This is a genomic window from Streptomyces sp. NPDC031210 (assembly GCF_055570395.1).
The window spans coordinates 20196-37573 of record NZ_JBVIHH010000003.1; the positions used below are offsets into that span (position 1 = coordinate 20196).

Sequence of the window (17378 nt, forward strand, 5' to 3'; positions counted from 1 at the left end):
AAGAACGGCGTTGTCGGGGACGCCCTTGGCGCTTCCCTGTGAGGGGGACGTACTTTCGCGAGCGCGCACGGAGGCGGTGGCGAAACTCCCCTGGACTACTCTGCGGCTGTTTGAGCATGTCCGGGTGTCTGGACCTGGTCGGCTGGTCGGCCCTCGATGAGTGTGCCCACGCCGTCCAGCATTGAGGCGAGGCCGATTTCGAACAGTGCGTCGAGGTCCAGGTCGTAGCCGGATTCTCCGACGGCTTCGATGACCTGGGTGAATGTCGGGTACTGGCCGGACGCGGTGATCGCTGCAAGGGCGGGGGCCTGGGTGTTGAGCCACTGGTCTTCCGACAGGCCCGTGATGCTTGCGGCGTGGGCTTCTCGTTCCAACTGGACTGCAATGCCCTGTACGTGGCTGTAGAGCAGCACGTTCAGATTGAGCATCGTCGTCGGGTCGAGGCCGTGACCGCCAAGCGCAGTCAGCATCCACTCCGAGTAGGCCATCAGGTTGGGCAGTATCAACGGGCGGGTGAGCGGGCCGATCTGCGCCAGCCAAGGATGTGCGCGGTGCAGCGCCCAGAGCGACCGGGCACCCAACTCCAGCTGGGCTCTCCAGTGGGCAGACGCTTCAGGGGGAAGGCGGAGCTCACCTAGAACAGCGTCGGCCATGAGGAGCACGAGGTCGTCCTTGCTGCTCACATAGCGGTAGGGCGACATTGTGGCGGCGTTCAGGCGTGCCGCGACGCTCCGCATGGACACAGCGGTCAGCCCTTCAGCGTCGGCGATCTCGATGGCGGTGTGCACGACGCGTTCACGGCTGAGCTCACCCTCCGCAGCGGTGGTCGTGCGGGGGTGGGCTGGAGCGGGGCGGCGGTGAGGATCGGCCACCACAGTGCCTACGCGCGGCTTTGCCCGTACCAGCCCCTCCTGGCTCAGAGCGGTGAGCGCCTTCGTGGCGGTGGCCAGTGCGACATTCCATTCCCTGGCTATCTGACGCGTCGAGGGAACCCGGTCGCCGGGAGCGAGTTCCCCATCGGTGATGCGTCGCCGGATTTCGGCGGCGACACGCAGATAGGGCGGGACGAGTTTTGCGGCCACCTGCCTCCTCCTTCTTCCTGTACTAGTACAGAACCTAGCAGGGAAGATGGCAGTGAGACACTTACCTGCCCTAGTACACAGCCACAGAATGAGCACTTGGCACCCCTGGGCGTACGGCGTACATTCAAGCGCGTACACCGTACGTAGGGGGTTTCCGTGAAGACCGTGCTCATCTCCGGTGCGAGCGTTGCCGGACTTACAACCGCCTACTGGCTGCGGCGTCGGGGCTATGCGCCGACGTTCGTCGAACGCGCTCGCGGCATACGTCCAGGCGGCCATGCGATCGACGTCCGCGGCGTTGCACTCGGCGTCCTTGAGCGGATGGGCCTCTTGGCGGAGGCGCAGCGGGCACGTACCCACATGCGCGGAATGTCGATGCACGACGGTGACGGCAACGAGCTGTGGCGCTCCACCGAGATGACGTTCAGCAGTGGCACGGCTCGACAGTGAAGATATCGAGTTGTTGCGGGAAGACCTCACGCAACTGCTGTACCGGCAAACACGGGACGATGTCGAATACCTCTTCAGTGACTCTGTGATCGCCCTCGATCAGGACCCGCACGGCATCAACGTCAGCTTCGAGCACGGCCGGCGCCGGACTTTCGACCTTGTGGTCGGGGCGGACGGCCTCCACTCGAAGGTGCGGCAACTGGCCTTCGGCGCGGAGCGTCAGTTCATCCGCCATCTCGGCTCTCACCTGGCCGTCTTCAGCACGGACAACTTCTTGAGCCTCGACAACTGGCAGGTGTGGCTCCAGGACGACACCGCCAGCTACTGCGTCTACCCGGTGCGTGACAACTCCGAGATCAGGGCCACGCTCGGCTTCACGTCCGAGCCCCTCGACTACGACTACCGCGACACCGAGCAGCAGAAGTCGATCCTCGCCGTGCGGATGTCGCATCTGGGTGGGGACACCCCGAGGCTGCTGAAAGCCATGCGGACAGCGTCCGACTTCTACTTCGACGCGATGGCTCAGATCCCCATGGATCGCTGGTCGGATGGCAGGGCCGTGCTGATCGGTGACGCGGGCTACTGTCCGTCGCCGCTGTCCGGGCAGGGCACCAGCCTGGCCCTGGTGGGTGCCTACGTGCTGGTCGATGAACTCGACAGGGCGGATGGCGACCAGCGTGCCGCGCTTCCGCGATACGAGGAACGTCTGCGCCCGTTCGTCGAACTCAACCAGGCACTCGCCACAGAGAATCCCGGCGGTGAGGCGTCCGAAGAGTCCTTTGAACGAGCGAAGAACGCGATCTCCCTCGACGGCTGACCGCTGGGCCTGGGGCGTACCTCCTCCAACGACCTACCAGATCCCTCGCTCGGCAGGCCATGCGGAAAACGATCCACACGATCAACCGGACACTCCTCCGTGCCCGCCCCCGTCCGCCAATTCGGATACTCAGATCCGCATGCACTTCGTTCCATCGGCCCAGGTGGCAACCGCCGCGATCAGGTGTCATCTACCGTGAAAAGCCGCAGCGGGCCCACCACGACGCTCACCCGGGCCAACTCAAGCGCTCACGGGCCAACTCGGCCGCTCAGTCACACCCCGACCACGGCACCCAGCCCCCCGGCGCCAACCTGGCTGGCGCCAACCTGACCTACGCTCGCCTGACTGACGCCGACCTGGTTGGAGTCCGCTGGACGTCGGTGACGGAGTGGCCAGCCGAGTTGTATTGGGAAATCCGCGGGCGGTCGGAGGAGATCGAGCCGGGGGTATTCCGCATCCGCAGTGTGACGAGAGTTGGAACCGTGAGCCCAGCCTGCCCTCTCCGGTTCCGGTGGACTGAACCGCGCTTTAGACCGCATGGGGACATGAGGGCACCTCATAAGGGTCGCCAGAGGCCTGACTTGCGGTGTCACAGAAGGTGGCATAACTGTGACGCTGACCGCCGTTCAGAAAACGCCGTAGAGCCGGCATATGTGTTGGCCGGCACCCTCGAACCGGCCTTCCCGTAGCCGATCGGCTCCCGGAAGCAGGTCGGTGACGCCACGCGGACGTCGGAGTCTCGCACCCTCAAGCCCTGCCAAAGCGAATACCGGGCTCCTCTGACGTCGCATCTGCTCTAGCCGAGTGACAGCGTCGTCTCGGCATGGCTCAGTCGCTGACCACCTTCAAGTAACGTGCAAACATGTCGTACCCTCGCGAACTTCACGAAAAGGTGCATATCTTCCCTCGATGCCGCCTTGGGCGTAGTGATTTGGACCGGATCTTCGCGGTGATCTCTGAGGGAGTCCCTGCAGAGGTCGTCTCTGTCTCCACCTTGCGGAATGGGACGAGGCTTCGCCAGCCTTCATTGGATGAGCTGATCGAGGCGGTCAATCGAGGGACGACGTCCGGCGACGTTGAGCAGTGGAAAAGCCTCTTACTAGAAGCCGATCAAGGCCATGAGCGCCAAGTGATGGTGTCAATCAATGAAGGACGGACCTCCATCCGCATCGCCGGGCAAGATGCGACGTGGGTGTACGGGCAAGCTGCTCGGCTCTACCTGTTGCTGTCCGGGACTGGCGCTCTTGAGCAGGGCAAGGATCCACATGCGCAGCTCCCCGGGCTGGTCGTCCTCTTGATCCTCATTGGGTGCTCGGCCCTCATTCTGGACAATTTGGGAAATCCCCAGCCATCACCTCGGTTGATGGCCGGGATCGCCTTCGGCTTGGCTGGCGTGCTGGCTACTTGGTGGTGGGCTCGGCGGCTGTCCAGAAGACCGCAGCTCCTCGTCAACGGTGAAGTACCACGAGGAACCTGGTGGAGGCGGCTGTCACTGACAGAGAAGACGCAAGTCCTCGTGGTCGGGATTCTTCTTGTTTCAGCGGCCGCAGCCCTTGCCGCGCTCTTCTGACGCATCGCTATGTCGCGGATATGGGGAGCTTGTCCGGGATCCAGAGGTGGTCGGGGGGCGAACGGTGCGATGTCGGCCCTGTGCGGGTGCGACGGCGCCCCGTCGGACGGTTGGTCACCTCCTGGCGGTCCGAGCCGTCAGGAGAGGGGTCCCCATCGCCGATACCAGCCCTGAGAAGACGGCCACGGTCACGAGGTTCCGAGTCCGTGGGGATTCCCGGCCTTCCCGCTCCATCACCGCGACGGCAGCCGAGACCCCCACAGGGAGCAGACCCAACAGGATTCCCCTGTTGACGCCATTACTGCCGCCCGCATCCGGTCCGCCGTCTGCTCCTCCGTCTTTCGGCTCCGGGCCCTCCGAGCAGGCGTCCGCGCTGCCGTGCGCGTACAGCATGCCGCCGATCGTCGCCGCAGCAGCGATAGCCGCAATCACCCAGCCTGGCGGTCCTGACGCCGCCACAACGACCCCCACACCGAGGCCATACACCAGGCCGCCACCTGCGGTGGCTTCATCGCAGCGAGAATCGTCCTTACGCATTGCCTCTCCTAAGCGGCCGGGCTCTTGCCTAGGGCCTGTCTGATGGGTCGGTGACGAACCGAGAGGAGAACTCGTTCCCAGGCATGTGGGACGGGGAGATCTCAGTGACGCGGAGTGGGCCAAGCTGAAGCCGTACTTGCCAAAAAACGTTGGGCGGGGCGGCCGTTGGAAGTGTCACCGCAGGGTGATCAACGGGATTCCGTTCCGGTTGCGGACCGGTATCCCGTGGCGCGATCTGCCATCCCGGTTTGGTAACGAGCTGCCCCGCGATTGGTCTTGAGGCGTGTTGGCCTGGAGGTTCGGCTGGTGGGTGATTCAGCAGGCCGTGGGGCGGGCGAGCACGAGTCACGGGCATCCCGTTAGCCGCGCACGTGCAGCCCGAAACCCGTGCGACCCGCCGGCTCCATTCCCTCCTTCAGGTGCAGCGAGGGGATCTCGTAGTCACCGAAGTTCTGCCGCCGGAACGCGATCGGCTCGGTCGACTCCAGGGTGAGCAGGCGCTGCTCCCAGGCCTTGGCGACGTCCGGGTACTCCACGCTGGTCATCCGGTCGGTCCCGTACAGCACGAACGGCGGCAGCACCTCGATGCCCGGGTAGTAGAGGATGCCGTGGTGGATCGGGAACAGCAGATCGTCGATGGGGCCGTTGATCCCGCGAGCGGCGTAGTGCGACTCCGGGCCGCCTGCGGTCACCGACAGCAGAGCCTTCCTGCCAGCGAGGGTCCCTTCGCCGAAGCGCTCGCCGTACCTGGTGTCGCTGTGCTCACCGACGCCGTACGCGAAGTGGTAGGTGAACACCCGGTCCACCCAGCCTTTGAGGATCGCGGGCATCGTGTACCACCACAGCGGGAACTGGAAGATGATCGTGTCGGCCCACAGCAGCTTCTCCTGCTCTGCGAGGACGTCCGAGGTGAGCGTGCCAGCGTCGAAGGCCCGGCCCGAGTCCAGGGCAACCTTCAGCGGACTTGAGGCGTCGGGGCCGTAGTCCGCGGCGTCCACGACCGCCTTCCAGTTCATCGCGTAAAGATCGCTCACCCGTACCTCGTGCCCGGCGTTCTCCAAGGTGGACACCGCGAGGTCCTTCAGCGAGCTGTTGAGCGACTTCGGCTCCGGGTGGGCGTAGACGATCAGCGTCTTCATGAGAACTCCTTCGGATCGGATGCCTCCGATCCTGGGCGCCGCGGCGCCCGGCGTTCAGGGGCGCCTCTTCCATCGGACGGGACTTCCTGGTACTGGCAGGACCACCTTCACGGGCAACACCGAGGCCATACTGGGGGCATGGACGATCTTGCGGGCTTCCTGCGGACCCGGCGTTCCCGGGTCGACCCGGCGGTCGTGGGCATCCCCACCGGCAGCCGCCGCCGGGTCGAAGGGCTGCGCCGCGAAGAGGTTGCGCACCTGTCCGGCGTCAGCGTCGACTACTACGTGCGTCTGGAGCAGGGCCGAGCGACCCAGCCCTCCGAGCAGGTCCTCGACGCGCTCGCCCGCGTCCTCGAGCTCGACGAGACCGAACGCGGCCACCTCTTCCGGCTCGCCCGGCAGCGCCGCCGCCACGCGAAGGCGCCGGCCGGACGGGTCCGGCCGGAACTGCTGCGCGTCCTCGACCTGGTCGCCGACGCACCCGCGCTGATCATGGACCACCGTCTGGACGTGCTCGCCGGGAACCGCCTCGCCGGGCTCCTCTTCGGCCGGCCGATGCCGGGCCTGAACACCGCCCGGCACATCTTTCTTGAGGAGGCCGAGCGGGGCCTTTACGCGGACTGGGAGAAATGCACCCTCGACGTGGTCGGGCATCTGCGCCTGGCCGCCGGCAAATACCCCGAGGACCCCCGCCTGGCCTCGCTCATCGGCGAACTGGCGATGGGCAGCGAGCGCTTCCGCCGCCTCTGGGCCCGCGCAGACGTGCGCGCCCGCACCCATGGACACAAGGCGTACCGCCACCCGCTGGTCGGACTGCTGGAACTGCACCAGGAGAACTTCGCACTACCGGATGAATCGGGTATGGAGCTGCTGGTCCTGTCCGCAGCTCCCGGCAGCCCCGCCGAGGACGGACTGCGCCTGCTCGTGGGCCTGGGCGCGGACAGCGATGACGCGCATCCCACAGTGAACGCTCAGATCCGCCGCTAACGGGCTGCCTCGTGATTGATCTTGGTCACAGTTGGGACATGGCGAAGGTCGCGCGAGTTGATTCGGGTGTGATGCCGAGTCAGGCCCACGCGGCCATGTCCCATTCCGCCTTCTGCGGTCTGTCGGAGGAGCACCTGGGTGAGCTTGCCGCGGAGCTCGCCGCGCGCTGGGAAGCGCGGTGTGAATCCGGGCGTCATGAGCGGCGTCACGGTTCCCGGAAACGGGAGGCGGGGGCCGGGCCGAAGTACGAGCTGGTCTTCGTCGACCGGCTGCTGGTGACGCTGGTGCATCTGCGGACCGGGCTCACTCATGCCGCCCTCGGTGTGATCTACCAGGTGGGCTCGTCCACGATCGGCCGAGCGATCAGTGAGATCCGTCCGCTGCTCGCCGAGCGCGGGTTCGCCATCCCGGAGCGGCCCGGGCTGCGGCTGCGCACGTTGGAGGACGTGTTCGCCTACGCCGAGGCCGAGCAGGTCACGCTCAGGATCGACGGGATGGAGACCCAGGTCCGCCGTCCGAAGGCGGGCAGGCCCGGACGGCGGGCCTTCATCTCCGGCAAACGCAAGCAGAACACCATCAAGACCACCACGATCAGCGACGGCCAGGGCCGCACCCTGTGGTCCGGGGCCACCCGGCCGGGCCGGATGCACGATCAGACCGCGATGCGCACCGAGGGCATCGCCCAGCAGTTCCGCCGACGCCCCAGCGTGAAGGCCGAGGTCGACGACGGCTACCGCGGCCTGGCCAACGAGTTCCCCGAACAGGTTTCGGCCCCACCGAAGAAGGCGAAAGGCCACACCGACGACGACGCCCCGCTGACCGAGAACTACGGCTGGCGCGAGATGAAGCGCCGCCCGTCCTCCCGCCGGATCTGCATCGAGCGCGCGAACGCCGAACACCGGCAGTGGCGTCCGCTCCAGCGATACACCGGGCACCGTGAGACCTACAGCGAAACCCACAGCGCCATCGCCGGACTTGTCTCCGACCGCGCGGCACGCAGGCCCACCCGCCGCAAACCGAGCACCGAACTCGTGCTCGCCCGCCCCACGGCCTGCTGAATCACCCACCAGCCGAACCTCCAGGCCAACACGCCTCAAGACCAATCGCGGGGCAGCCTGTTAGGGGGAGGCATCAAGGCCATCCAGGTGACCATCAACTTCCGCTTCCGCCGGTGAGAGACGGTGCGGCCAGGTGTCCTCGCAAACGCGTGAATATCCGGTTGCTAGCACGAGAAGAAACGGTGGTCGCCTCGCCGTCGGTCATTCGGGGGCGTGCTTGAGCGAGAAACGGGCCCGGGGGCGCGTCGTCCCAGGTGTGTCCGAGTAAGGGCGAGTCATGACGGGCGTGACCAGGTCGAGTCGTCGGGCGCGCAGCTCCGTGACCTGATCCTGCTCGGCGGGTGTCCGCCGGGGGGATTCGGGTCGGCTGCCGGCGACTGTGCTGTCGAGTTCACGTGTCTTGTACAAGACCGGGCCGGTCAGTCCACCGCAGCGTTCGACGCGGTCCTAGCAGGAGCAGGCATCGAGGCTGTGAAGATCCCGCCCCGAAGCCCGCGAGCAAATGCGTATGCCGAGAGGTTCGTGCACACAGCTCGATCCGAAGTCACCGACCGGATAATCGTCTTCGGCCAGCACCGATTGCGCACCGTGCTGGACGGCCTGCTGAAGTTCCACGTCGTCGTTGGCCGGCGGCGCACGGCGCGCTCTCGTTTCCGAAGCCCGCCGGCGATGGATATCAGGTCCTGGATCGAGCGACCGAGCCTGTCCAGGGCCGGGACAACGAGGGGGTCCCCGGGGCGCAGGTAGTCCAGCGCGGCCCACAGCTCCTCGCGCTCCGCGTTCTTGCCGGACTTCTTGTCGGCGAAGATCCGCCGATCTGCCGATCGAGCAGCTGACCCTTGGTGAATACCCGGGCGTATCCCATCCGGGCGCCGGCTGCGGACGCGGGGAGTACCGCCAGGGGCGGCGAGAAACTTGGTGTGCGGGGCCGACGGAACCGGGTAATGTCTTTGTCATGTTCTTCCAGACGCCGATTTACGAGTGAGAGCGTGATGGGCCCCTGCTGACGTCCTTCGACGCCGCAGCGCCTGTCCCCCACCGATGAATCCGTAGATCACTTCACATCATTCCGGGAGAACCCGTGAGCAAGAACATCAACAACCCCGTGGGCATGGGCGGCGGCCAGCGCAAGAAGCTGTCCCGCGCCGAACGGCAGAACAACGGTCCGCACCGCAACCTCGACCGCCAGGGCGCCGCCGACCAGAAGGCGGAGCTGGTGCGCAAGATGCGCGAGAAGGCAGGCGCATCTGAGGGCGCCGGGCAGACGGACGACGACACTGCACAGAGCTGACGCACCGCCGCCGCAGGGCGGCACCGCACGGGGCAGGGCCCGGACCGCGACGCGCGGTCCGGGCTTCCGCGCTTCACGTCGCCGAACTGCGCGGTCAGGCGGATGCACTCACCCGGGAGATCCGCGAGGTCAATGTGCGTATCCAGCGTACGAACTGGGAGGTCGATCTGCTGGACTGAGCAGTCCATCTGGCTGGGACGATGTGGAGCAGAAGGCAGCTTCGGAGGCGTGCACCCACCGAGGGCTGACGGCTTTCCAGCCCGCACCTGGCGCGTGATGAGCAACGCGGGGGTTCGACTCCCCATCAACAGTGCAGCTCAGCACCGCTTACAGGTAAAGGTGCACATTGCACAGCACATCACCACGTGCAGATCCGAGGCGGCGAGGGCGGGTTCGGGCTTTTCGCATCGCAGCACCAAGGAGAACGGCGATCGCCGGCATTGCGTTGGCGATTTTGGCAGCGCTCCAGTCATCCATCGCGAACGAGACTTCCGCGAAAGCCAGGTCGTTTACGAACGCTGGCCACAGTCGGTCTCAAACAACCTGGCAACCGCGCTGGTCAGCAACCCACAACACGCCAGACGCAATGCGACAGGACGGCAGGTCGCGCCTGTACCTCGTTCGCGTTGAAATCCGAAGGCTGGAAGGCCACGGCCGCGCCGGGAACAGCCAGGCCGGTCGGCACGGTTGCATCGACCGAGAGACCGGCGCCGCACGGGCGGGGAACACGGAGACCACAAGGTCGTCCGCCCCACCAGGTTCCGGGCCCCAGGATCGCTGTACCCCGCCGCGCACTCAGAACAAGACGTATTTCTGCAGGAGGACTGTTTCATGACTGACCGGCCCTTGACGCTCATGGCAGTACACGCACACCCCGACGACGAGGCCACCGGAACCGGAGGGGTCCTCGCGCGGTACGCGGCGGAGGGCATCCGCACGGTTCTCGTGACGTGTACCGACGGCGGTTGCGGTGACGGACCGGGGGGTGTCAAGCCGAGCGATCCCGGGCACGATCCGGCGGCCGTCGCCTTGATGCGCCGTCAAGAACTCGAGGCGAGCTGTGACGTCCTGAAGGTCAGCGATCTGGAGATGCTGGACTATGCCGACTCCGGGATGATCGGCTGGCCGAGCAACGACGCCCCCGGCTCCTTCTGGCAGACCCCCGTGGAGGAAGGCGCCGCCCGACTTGCGGAACTCATGCGGCACTACCGACCCGATGTGGTCGTCACCTACGACGAGAACGGCTTCTACGGCCACCCCGACCACATCCAGGCCCACCGCATCACGATGGCGGCGCTGGAGATGACCGCGCTGACACCGAAGGTGTACTGGACGACGATGCCCCGCTCGACGATGCAGCGGTTCGGGGAGACCATGCGCGAGTTTCATGAGGACATGCCGGAGCCGGATCCTGCCGAGGCCGCCGCGATAGCCGAAATCGGCCTCCCCGACGATGAGATCACCACGTGGGTGGACACCACCGCATTCAGCGGTCAGAAGTTCGATGCGCTGGCCGCGCACGCCAGTCAGGGCGAGAACATCTTCTTCCTCAAGATGGCCAAGGAGAGGTTCGGCGAGTTGATGGGCATGGAGACCTTTGTACGTGTCAAGGACGCCACCGGTGCGGCGGTACCCGAGAACGATCTCTTCGCCGGACTGCGCTAATCCGCCCTTCCGACCGAGGCGCGGGAACACTCATCGGCCACACGGTGCGATCGAGCGGACACACCCGGAGGCTTGTCCACGCGAGTTCCGCTCCGGCAGCCCGCGTCGAGGCACTCGCCGGCCGCGTCGACAGGCGGATACCGCGCGCGGCCGGAACCAGCTCAGCCGTGCTCGGAATCCTGGGCGATCGCTTCACCGTTGATCGGGATAGGCGGCAAGGGCACCCCCGTGCCGCTCTTCATCGGCATAGCCGGGTTACTCCCTGTCCACCTGCCGACCTGGGTCACGCACCGCCGGCAAACAGCATCTGCACTCTCGGACACTAGACCTGACACCTGGTCAGAAAAGTCAGCATCGGGCCAGCATCAGCCCTGCCAGACCAGCCTCCACGCTGCCGAACCCGCACATGATCGAAGGCTTGCGAAAGACCCATCTGACCTGCAAGTTTGCCGCCTCACCAGGGGCATCGTAGGGTCACATCACCCTGGGGCATGCAGGTGTAGTCCATGTCCCCTCTAATTCCCTAATTAGGAATTAGCGAAATTCGCAATGTTCTTCGCTCTCCAGATGAAGAGTATCAACTCGTCCAGAGTTCCACGCTATTGGCAAATCGGCGACCTCGCTGGCGCCATGAAATCACCGCAAGATGGGTCAGAATTCACGCTGCGAGGTCAGCAAACTGTCAGCATCGTTCCGCGCTACACGCAACGCGCCTAGTGGGACACGGAGCGTTTCTCAATCTGCCGTGCGAACTGTCTCCACCATGGGCTTCGACACCTCCACAGCATCTGTTAAGCGCCTCCGAGAATCATGCGCCTGTCGCCCATCGGGCTCGTTCTGGCAACAGACCGGTGTCCCGTGGCAGGACCCGCCGACGCTCATGGTTCCGTCCCTGAGCTGCCACAGCCGTGCTTCACGCACCCGTGACGCCGTCGATGCGCTCCCGGATCAGGTCAGCATGGCCGTTGTGGCGCGCATACTCCTCGATCATGTGGACGAGGATCCAGCGCAAGGAGACCCCCTGGTCCCCGACGTGACCGGCCTCCTGTTCCGAGAGCTTGCCGGAGTCCTCCAGCGATGAGCCGACGATCAGTTCGCAGCCCCGCGCCACTTCCGCGCGCCAGACGGCCAGCACCTCATCGACCCCGCGGTCCGGGACGAGGTCGAAGCCGTCCCCCTTGCTCTCTGCGTACACCGTCGGGATCTCACGTCCCGCGAACACCCGCTGGATCCAGTTGCGTTCCACCTCAGCCATGTGTTGGACCGAGCCCAGCAGCGTCATCGGCGAAGGCGCTACCGCGGCCAAGCGCATCTGATGGTCATCGAGCTCCGCGCACTTCAACGCGAGCGTTGCACGGTGAAAGTCCAACCAGCTTTCCAGCATGGCGCGTTCATCGGCCTGCGGGGGCGGAATGGGACGCCCGTCCGGTGTCACACTCATGACGCACCCTTGCACAGGCCATCGACCGGAACCGGGGAAACGAGACAGCGATGAGCCTCGGAAGACCTTGGGCTCTCAGCATGGTCCGCCGGACAGGTCGTAGCGCTCACGCTCGGTCATCCCGAAATGTTGATCAGAGCCAGATCTTTTCCCCGCGTACGGACATCTGCTCCCCACTGATGGTCCCCACCGGCGGCCAGTTGGGCTGGCCCCTCCGATGCGCTGGACACGGAACGTCACCGTCGCTGGCTGTGCCCTTCCCCAAGGCCGAGGGCGGGGGCTGGGATCTAGTCGTGCCAGTGCGTCTTGCCTTCGGGACACCGGCGGCAGATCCACTGTTCACCGAGGTGCACATACCAGTCCCGGTGCACATCACCGACGTGGTCGCAGACGGCGCAGGGATGCTGGCAGGTGTATGGCGTGCAGTCGGTGTCGTCGATGAGCCTGCCGCAGCGGGCGCACCGTTCGGTGCATGGAGCCTCGGGCGAAGCTTCGTCGCTGGTGGGGGCATGACGTTCTCCTCTGATCTGGTTCGGAGCCTTCCGCGGGCGAGCCGTGCGGGCACTTCCTTCCGTCCTTCTCGGTCCTTCTCGGTGTTCTCCGGCACGACGAGCGCCATGATGTCGTTGTCTGCTGATGGCGGGAACCGAATCGCGTGGAGACGCTTCACTCATACGACCGATGAGGACCTGATCGCCGTTCCGACCGAACACAGCAGCCAGGAAGGCTTGTTGAGACATCCCAAGCCGGGTGCTCCATTCGGTGACGGCTGCGGTCAGGTAGTCCGGGACGAGTACCCCGCCGATATCGATCAGGATCGGCCGGCCGACGGGCGCGACGCCCTCGCCCCCACCACGCCGACGCCATCGCCGGGCGCAAGAACCCCCGTGTCGGCCGACATGGAAGTGGGCTCTGGCACGAGAAGTGTCAGTGGGGTCCCGGCGGGCGGTTGGCGCGGTCGTCGCGGTGTGCGGCCCGAGGGTGATTCCGAGCTCCTGGAGCGCGTTCTGGTGCCTCAGGTCGATCAATCACACGGCAGAGGGGTTTGACGGGCGGATTCGTTCCTGCTGACCAGGCTTGCGGGTTAATACCTATGAGAGGGCAGGTTTCCGCCTGCTCATGAGAAAGGGGAGTTGCTGTGGACGCGACGTTGCGTATCGAGCCCGCTGACATCTATGAGAGCCCGCTGATGGTCGATGTGGGCGACTTCGCCGAACACACCCAGGGCGCGGTCGGCGAAAAGAATGAGGCGGGCTTCGGCAAGTATGACGACGACTAACAAGCGGGCGCCGTGTTCGTTGAGTTAGGGCCGCGGGCGGTGGTGACGGCGTCGGGCTGAGCCGCTGCCGGAGCATGTTCGGCCCATCGGGCGGGCGCGGCGAGTCCGCGCCCGCCCCTTTTGAAGGGGGAATGTTCTTGGGCGAGGGTTCGGCAGCTTGGTTCGTGGTGGTTCCGGATCGGGCGATGGCATCCGATGTCCTGGACCGGTTGCGAAGGCATGCTCCGCAAAGCGTGCCGCACGCGTCGGGACGGCCGTGGCTGTTCGGTCACTGGCCGAAGGAGCAGTGGGCGTTCGCCTCGGCCGGCACGTCCCTGCTGGCAGTGGCCGGGCGATGCTCGCTCACCTCGCAGGACCTGAGCGTCCGCTTGAAGGGCGTGCGCGATCTGGCAGATGTCGAGACAGCGGTGCGCGGCGCCGCCGGCACCTTCCATGTGCTCGCGTCCCTCGACGGACGCAGCTACCTACGGGGCAGCGCCTTCGGGACACGCCGCCTGTACCAGGCGACGGTTGAGGGGGTGACGGTATGCGCGGACCGCGCCCGCACCCTGGCCTGGCTCACGCAGGCGCCGGTGGACACCGGTCAGCTCGCCGCCCGCATCGCGACCACCGACCCGCCGCCCCATCCCCTGGCCGGCGGCGCGATGTGGCGCCAAGTGCACGCCGTCGCGCCGGGCCGGGCGCTGGTCCTGGAACGGGACGGGAGTCACCGCACGAGGGCGTGGTGGCAGCCGTCCTCGCCGCAGCTCCCCCTCGCTGAGGGTGCGCCTGCCCTGCGCGATGCGCTGCGAGAGGCGGTGTCGTTGCGCGTGCGGCCGGGGCAGGTCCTGGGAGCGGATCTCTCCGGCGGCATGGACTCCACCTCGCTGTGCTTCCTGGCTGCCGAGGCCGGGGCCCGCCTGGTAACCGCATCCCTGCACAGCACTACCCCCGGCAACGAGGACCGGCACTACGGCCCGTATGCCGCGGAGCACCTGCCCGGCTCCCAGTCCCTGGTCTTCACGTTCGCCGAGCTGCCGGGCTACTTCGCCGGGATGGGAGAACGGCACGACCCGGCCGACGAGCCCACAGCCGTGACACGGGGGCGGGCCGTGCAGGAACACCTGGCCCACGCATTGCGCCACCGGGGCGCGCAACTGCGCCTGACCGGATACGGCGGCGACGACGTCCTGCTGCCTCCCCGGTCCTATCTCCACACACTGGTGCGCCGCTATCCGGTCACGGCGCTGCGGCACGCGGCCGGGTGGAGAGCGCGGTCGCGCTGGCCGCTGCTGGCCACCGCGAAGATGCTGTTCAACGGCCGCTCCTACGGCCGCTGGCTGTCTGCGGCCGGCGGCCGACTGCGCGAGCCCGCAGCCGACCGGCCCGGCCCCGACAGCTGGGGCATGGGGCCGCGCCTTCCGGAGTGGGCCACCGACAGTGCTGTGGACCTCCTGGCCGGCCTCCTGGACACTGCCGCGCAAGAAGCACAGCCTCTGGTCCCCGAATGCGGCCTGCACGGGCGGCTCCACCAGGCAAGGGAAGCGGGCAGGATCGCCTCCATCTTCTCGCACGACTCGACGGTCGACGGGCTGCCCGCGGACAGCCCGTTCTGCGACGACACGGTGATCGCCGCGTGCCTGGCAGTACGCGCGCAGGACACAACCAGTCCCTGGACCTACAAACCGCTCCTGACGGCGGCGGTGGACGGCATCGTCCCCAGTCACCTGCTGGAGAGAGTCACCAAGGACCACGTCACCCAGGAATGGCACCACAGCCTGCGGCAGCACCGCCGCGACCTCGCCGACCTCGCCTGCAACTCCCACCTGGTCGCCGCCGGCATCGCCGACGAGAACGGGCTGCGGCGCGTGCTGCACAGCCCCGAACTCCTCACCGGCAGGTCGCACGGGCTGGAGCAACTCCTGGCAGCCGAACTGTGGCTGCGCGACCTTGCCGCCCACCCCCTCCCCGCCCACCTCACCCCCACCGAACCCGAGGAGCACCCCGTTGAGCCGACTACGCGCTGATGTCACCTGCACCGCCACCGAAGACGGCATGGTCCTGCTCGACCAGCGCGCCGGCCGGTACTGGCAGCTCAACGCCACCGGCACCACCGTCCTGCAGGCATTCCTGAACGGTTCCACGCCCCAGCAGATCACCGACGCCCTGGTCAAGGCACGCCCCGTCAGCCGTGAGCATGCCGAAGCCGATGTCACCGCCCTGATCGGCCAGCTCACCCGTGCCGGGCTGGTGAGCGCCCCGTGAGCCGGCAGACACTCGACACCACCGGGACCCGCCCCCCGGCACTACGCCGGTTGGCCGCCCACACCGCTGTCGGCGCCGCCCGGCTTCTGGCACACCTGCCTCCCGCACGCCTCCAAGCGGTACTGCGGGCCGCCCGCCGGGGAGCGAAGAGCGCTTCCTACGACCGGGCGTTGAGCGCGCGAGGGGACGTAACCGCGGTCAGCGTCCTTTGCTCGGGCCGTTACTGCCTCCAACGCTCCCTGGCTACCGCGCTGCTGTGCCGCATCGGTGGAACCTGGCCCACCTGGTGCACCGGAGTACGCACCTCCCCCTTCGCCGCCCACGCCTGGGTCGAAGCCGAAGGACGGCCCGTCGGCGAACCCGCCGACACTGCCACCTACCACACCATGCTCACCGTCCCACCACGCTGAGCCCACAGCAGGACGACCAGAACCGGGTATGGCGGCAGGGCGAGGACCACCCGGAACGGCACGGTCCCTGGAAGTGTCAGCGGTTCCGACGCTGGCTTGTCAGTAGTTCGTGCGCACTCCGGGAATGAACGGTTCCCAGCCCTGCCGGCCTCCGCCATCACCGGCTTGTAGTTCAGCCACGACCAGGCATCGATCACGAATTGACGCAGACCCATGACTACCCCTTGGGTGTTGGCCCAACGCCCCAGCCCACTCCATCCAGCCGTCTGAATTCACATCTGTCGCCGTCAGACCCCCAGGGACAATCTCCGTTCGCTGACAACGCAGAGGCGCCGCCATGTTCCTCGGCTGTCAGTTGGTTGTGGCACGCTGCCGGGCATGTCTGATCGATCCAACACCTGGCGAGCCGTCACCCGTCCGCTCCGGGAACGCGTCGTGCGCCACCAGGCGCAGCACGCCAGCGAGACCATAAAACGGCTTCGCAAAGACGCTGCCTCTCTCGGCATCGGCCCAGTGCCGGGCGAGTTATGCAGGGCCATACGGCAGCGGTTTCACACAGGCCCGGTGTTCTTCCTCATGCTCGCCCCCATCATTTTCCTCACATGGGTCGTGTTCAACCTGCTGGCGCGTCGCGCTGCGATCCGGCTCTACCCCCCGTACACAGCACGTTATGACCTGATGAGAACAGGCTCCGCACCACTCTGGTTGGAAGCACTCGATCTGGCGGTACCGGCGCTGGCTCTTCTCGCCACGTTCCTGTTCGTGCGTCGTACCGCAGTGATGCTCGGCACCACATTCGGCGCGAAGGCAGGCATATACCTACCGCTACTCGTGTGGGTCGATGTGATCAAGCGGTGCGCCGCGATCGTTCAAGCCTCAAGAAACGAAGACGAGCACTACTGGCTCAGCACCCGCCGTGCTGGGAGCCGGGTCTACGGCGCACGGGTTATGCGCGGAACGGCCGGTTTCACTTCGTGGAGACGCCGGAGGGCGATGCGTCACCATGCGTACAAGGTTGCCGCCGCGTTGCGATCCGCCGAGGCAGACCTCGACAAAGAACCCAAGGAAGCTGCCAAGGAACTGGCCCGACTGACACTGCGCGTCAGCGCCCGCTATGCCGAGGGCAGAGTTGCAGCTCTCCTTGACGACAGTGATCTCGAAGGACTTCCTACGCCTGAGCGGCGCTACGAGGCCCTGCAACTTGTCGCTGCGGTTACGGCTGCTACGTGTGCGGCGATCGCAACCCCAGCCCTGGGCCTACCGGTCCAAGTATCTGCCGCAGCCTCCGTCCTTGTTGTCGCTGCCATCTACCGGAACAGGGTCCTCACCGGCTTGGGTGCCTTGGCCTTCCTCTACCCAGTGCTCTTTCCGGGGAAGTAGGCATGGCTCTGCCATGCCTAGGCCAGCG

General features: G+C 66.4%; 19 protein-coding genes and 1 pseudogene. 16 read left to right on the forward strand and 4 right to left on the reverse strand.

All coding sequences use genetic code 11. The annotated features are described in order from the left end of the window. Nucleotides 1–95 precede the first annotated feature (95 nt). The gene (locus ACZ45Z_RS07220; RefSeq protein ID WP_468357507.1) at nucleotides 96–1082 is read right to left on the reverse strand and encodes a GntR family transcriptional regulator; all 987 of its coding nucleotides are present in this window, start codon (nucleotides 1080–1082) and stop codon (nucleotides 96–98) included. A gap of 156 nt (nucleotides 1083–1238) precedes the next feature. On the opposite strand from ACZ45Z_RS07220, the gene ACZ45Z_RS07225 reads away from it, so the two are divergent. From ACZ45Z_RS07225 to ACZ45Z_RS07245, 5 genes and pseudogenes are all read left to right on the forward strand, one after another. Then, nucleotides 1239–1532: an FAD-dependent monooxygenase gene (locus ACZ45Z_RS07225; protein WP_468357510.1), complete on the forward strand. Its 294-nt coding sequence runs from the start codon at nucleotides 1239–1241 to the stop codon at nucleotides 1530–1532. Then, nucleotides 1513–2349 carry an FAD-dependent monooxygenase gene (locus ACZ45Z_RS07230; protein ID WP_468357513.1) on the forward strand — a complete coding sequence of 279 codons (837 nt, stop codon included), beginning with the start codon at nucleotides 1513–1515 and terminating at the stop codon, nucleotides 2347–2349. Before ACZ45Z_RS07225 ends, ACZ45Z_RS07230 begins: the two co-directional genes overlap by 20 nt. A gap of 59 nt (nucleotides 2350–2408) precedes the next feature. Then, nucleotides 2409–3038: a pentapeptide repeat-containing protein gene (locus ACZ45Z_RS07235; protein WP_468357516.1), complete on the forward strand. Its 630-nt coding sequence runs from the start codon at nucleotides 2409–2411 to the stop codon at nucleotides 3036–3038. A 338-nt stretch (nucleotides 3039–3376) separates the two neighbouring features. Then, a complete protein-coding gene (locus ACZ45Z_RS07240; RefSeq protein WP_468357519.1) occupies nucleotides 3377–3919 on the forward strand; it encodes a hypothetical protein in 543 nt (180 codons plus the stop codon). Nucleotides 3920–4541: 622 nt separating this feature from the next. Further along, nucleotides 4542–4712, forward strand: a pseudogene (locus ACZ45Z_RS07245) (transposase); the annotation flags it as partial. 103 nt (nucleotides 4713–4815) lie between these two features. Here the strand turns inward: ACZ45Z_RS07245 and ACZ45Z_RS07250 are convergent. After that, nucleotides 4816–5595 (reverse strand): NAD(P)H-dependent oxidoreductase, encoded by a 780-nt coding sequence (locus ACZ45Z_RS07250; protein ID WP_468357522.1) that lies wholly within the window; start codon nucleotides 5593–5595, stop codon nucleotides 4816–4818. Between the two features lie 138 nt (nucleotides 5596–5733). Here ACZ45Z_RS07250 and ACZ45Z_RS07255 point away from each other — a divergent pair, with 138 nt between their 5' ends. Then, nucleotides 5734–6582: a helix-turn-helix transcriptional regulator gene (locus ACZ45Z_RS07255; protein WP_468357525.1), complete on the forward strand. Its 849-nt coding sequence runs from the start codon at nucleotides 5734–5736 to the stop codon at nucleotides 6580–6582. A 38-nt stretch (nucleotides 6583–6620) separates the two neighbouring features. Further along, a complete protein-coding gene (locus tag ACZ45Z_RS07260) occupies nucleotides 6621–7640 on the forward strand; it encodes a transposase (RefSeq protein WP_468357528.1) in 1020 nt (339 codons plus the stop codon). Nucleotides 7641–8059: 419 nt separating this feature from the next. Here ACZ45Z_RS07260 and ACZ45Z_RS07265 read toward each other — a convergent pair whose 3' ends face one another. Continuing rightward, nucleotides 8060–8500, reverse strand: coding sequence for a recombinase family protein (locus tag ACZ45Z_RS07265; RefSeq protein WP_468358699.1), 441 nt, complete (start codon nucleotides 8498–8500; stop codon nucleotides 8060–8062). A 221-nt stretch (nucleotides 8501–8721) separates the two neighbouring features. On the opposite strand from ACZ45Z_RS07265, the gene ACZ45Z_RS07270 reads away from it, so the two are divergent. The 3 genes from ACZ45Z_RS07270 (at nucleotide 8722) to ACZ45Z_RS07280 (ending at nucleotide 10596) form a co-directional block, all read left to right on the forward strand. Continuing rightward, nucleotides 8722–8931, forward strand: coding sequence for a DUF6243 family protein (locus ACZ45Z_RS07270; protein ID WP_468357531.1), 210 nt, complete (start codon nucleotides 8722–8724; stop codon nucleotides 8929–8931). After that, a complete protein-coding gene (locus ACZ45Z_RS07275; RefSeq protein ID WP_468358702.1) occupies nucleotides 8928–9110 on the forward strand; it encodes a DIP1984 family protein in 183 nt (60 codons plus the stop codon). The genes ACZ45Z_RS07270 and ACZ45Z_RS07275 overlap by 4 nt, the downstream gene beginning before the upstream one ends. A gap of 652 nt (nucleotides 9111–9762) precedes the next feature. Beyond that, on the forward strand, nucleotides 9763–10596 hold the full coding sequence (locus tag ACZ45Z_RS07280) for a PIG-L family deacetylase (RefSeq protein WP_468357534.1): 834 nt from the start codon (nucleotides 9763–9765) through the stop codon (nucleotides 10594–10596). 913 nt (nucleotides 10597–11509) lie between these two features. Here the strand turns inward: ACZ45Z_RS07280 and ACZ45Z_RS07285 are convergent. Beyond that, nucleotides 11510–12037 carry a DinB family protein gene (locus ACZ45Z_RS07285; RefSeq protein WP_468357537.1) on the reverse strand — a complete coding sequence of 176 codons (528 nt, stop codon included), beginning with the start codon at nucleotides 12035–12037 and terminating at the stop codon, nucleotides 11510–11512. A 365-nt stretch (nucleotides 12038–12402) separates the two neighbouring features. Here ACZ45Z_RS07285 and ACZ45Z_RS07290 point away from each other — a divergent pair, with 365 nt between their 5' ends. The 6 genes from ACZ45Z_RS07290 to ACZ45Z_RS07315 all read left to right on the forward strand — a co-directional run bounded on the left by ACZ45Z_RS07290 (nucleotide 12403) and on the right by ACZ45Z_RS07315 (nucleotide 17350). Then, nucleotides 12403–13086 (forward strand): hypothetical protein, encoded by a 684-nt coding sequence (locus ACZ45Z_RS07290; RefSeq protein ID WP_468357540.1) that lies wholly within the window; start codon nucleotides 12403–12405, stop codon nucleotides 13084–13086. Nucleotides 13087–13175: 89 nt separating this feature from the next. Then, a complete protein-coding gene (locus ACZ45Z_RS07295) occupies nucleotides 13176–13316 on the forward strand; it encodes a burhizin family lasso peptide precursor (RefSeq protein ID WP_468357543.1) in 141 nt (46 codons plus the stop codon). A gap of 233 nt (nucleotides 13317–13549) precedes the next feature. Further along, a complete protein-coding gene (locus ACZ45Z_RS07300) occupies nucleotides 13550–15322 on the forward strand; it encodes an asparagine synthase-related protein (RefSeq protein WP_468357546.1) in 1773 nt (590 codons plus the stop codon). Continuing rightward, nucleotides 15303–15560 carry a lasso peptide biosynthesis PqqD family chaperone gene (locus tag ACZ45Z_RS07305; protein WP_468357549.1) on the forward strand — a complete coding sequence of 86 codons (258 nt, stop codon included), beginning with the start codon at nucleotides 15303–15305 and terminating at the stop codon, nucleotides 15558–15560. Before ACZ45Z_RS07300 ends, ACZ45Z_RS07305 begins: the two co-directional genes overlap by 20 nt. Beyond that, nucleotides 15557–15970, forward strand: a complete 414-nt coding sequence (locus ACZ45Z_RS07310; RefSeq protein ID WP_468357552.1) for a lasso peptide biosynthesis B2 protein — start codon at nucleotides 15557–15559, stop codon at nucleotides 15968–15970. The genes ACZ45Z_RS07305 and ACZ45Z_RS07310 overlap by 4 nt, the downstream gene beginning before the upstream one ends. Nucleotides 15971–16348: 378 nt before the next feature. Next, nucleotides 16349–17350, forward strand: coding sequence for a hypothetical protein (locus ACZ45Z_RS07315; protein WP_468357555.1), 1002 nt, complete (start codon nucleotides 16349–16351; stop codon nucleotides 17348–17350). The last annotated feature ends 28 nt before the right edge of the window (nucleotides 17351–17378 follow it).

Coding starts and splice junctions, on each gene's coding strand:
- ACZ45Z_RS07235 (WP_468357516.1), top strand. CDS start 2,409: ATGCGGAAAACGATCCACACGATCAACCGGACACTCCTCCGTGCCCGC.
- ACZ45Z_RS07250 (WP_468357522.1), bottom strand. CDS start 5,595: ATGAAGACGCTGATCGTCTACGCCCACCCGGAGCCGAAGTCGCTCAAC.
- ACZ45Z_RS07255 (WP_468357525.1), top strand. CDS start 5,734: ATGGACGATCTTGCGGGCTTCCTGCGGACCCGGCGTTCCCGGGTCGAC.
- ACZ45Z_RS07260 (WP_468357528.1), top strand. CDS start 6,621: ATGGCGAAGGTCGCGCGAGTTGATTCGGGTGTGATGCCGAGTCAGGCC.
- ACZ45Z_RS07280 (WP_468357534.1), top strand. CDS start 9,763: ATGACTGACCGGCCCTTGACGCTCATGGCAGTACACGCACACCCCGAC.
- ACZ45Z_RS07285 (WP_468357537.1), bottom strand. CDS start 12,037: ATGAGTGTGACACCGGACGGGCGTCCCATTCCGCCCCCGCAGGCCGAT.
- ACZ45Z_RS07315 (WP_468357555.1), top strand. CDS start 16,349: ATGTCTGATCGATCCAACACCTGGCGAGCCGTCACCCGTCCGCTCCGG.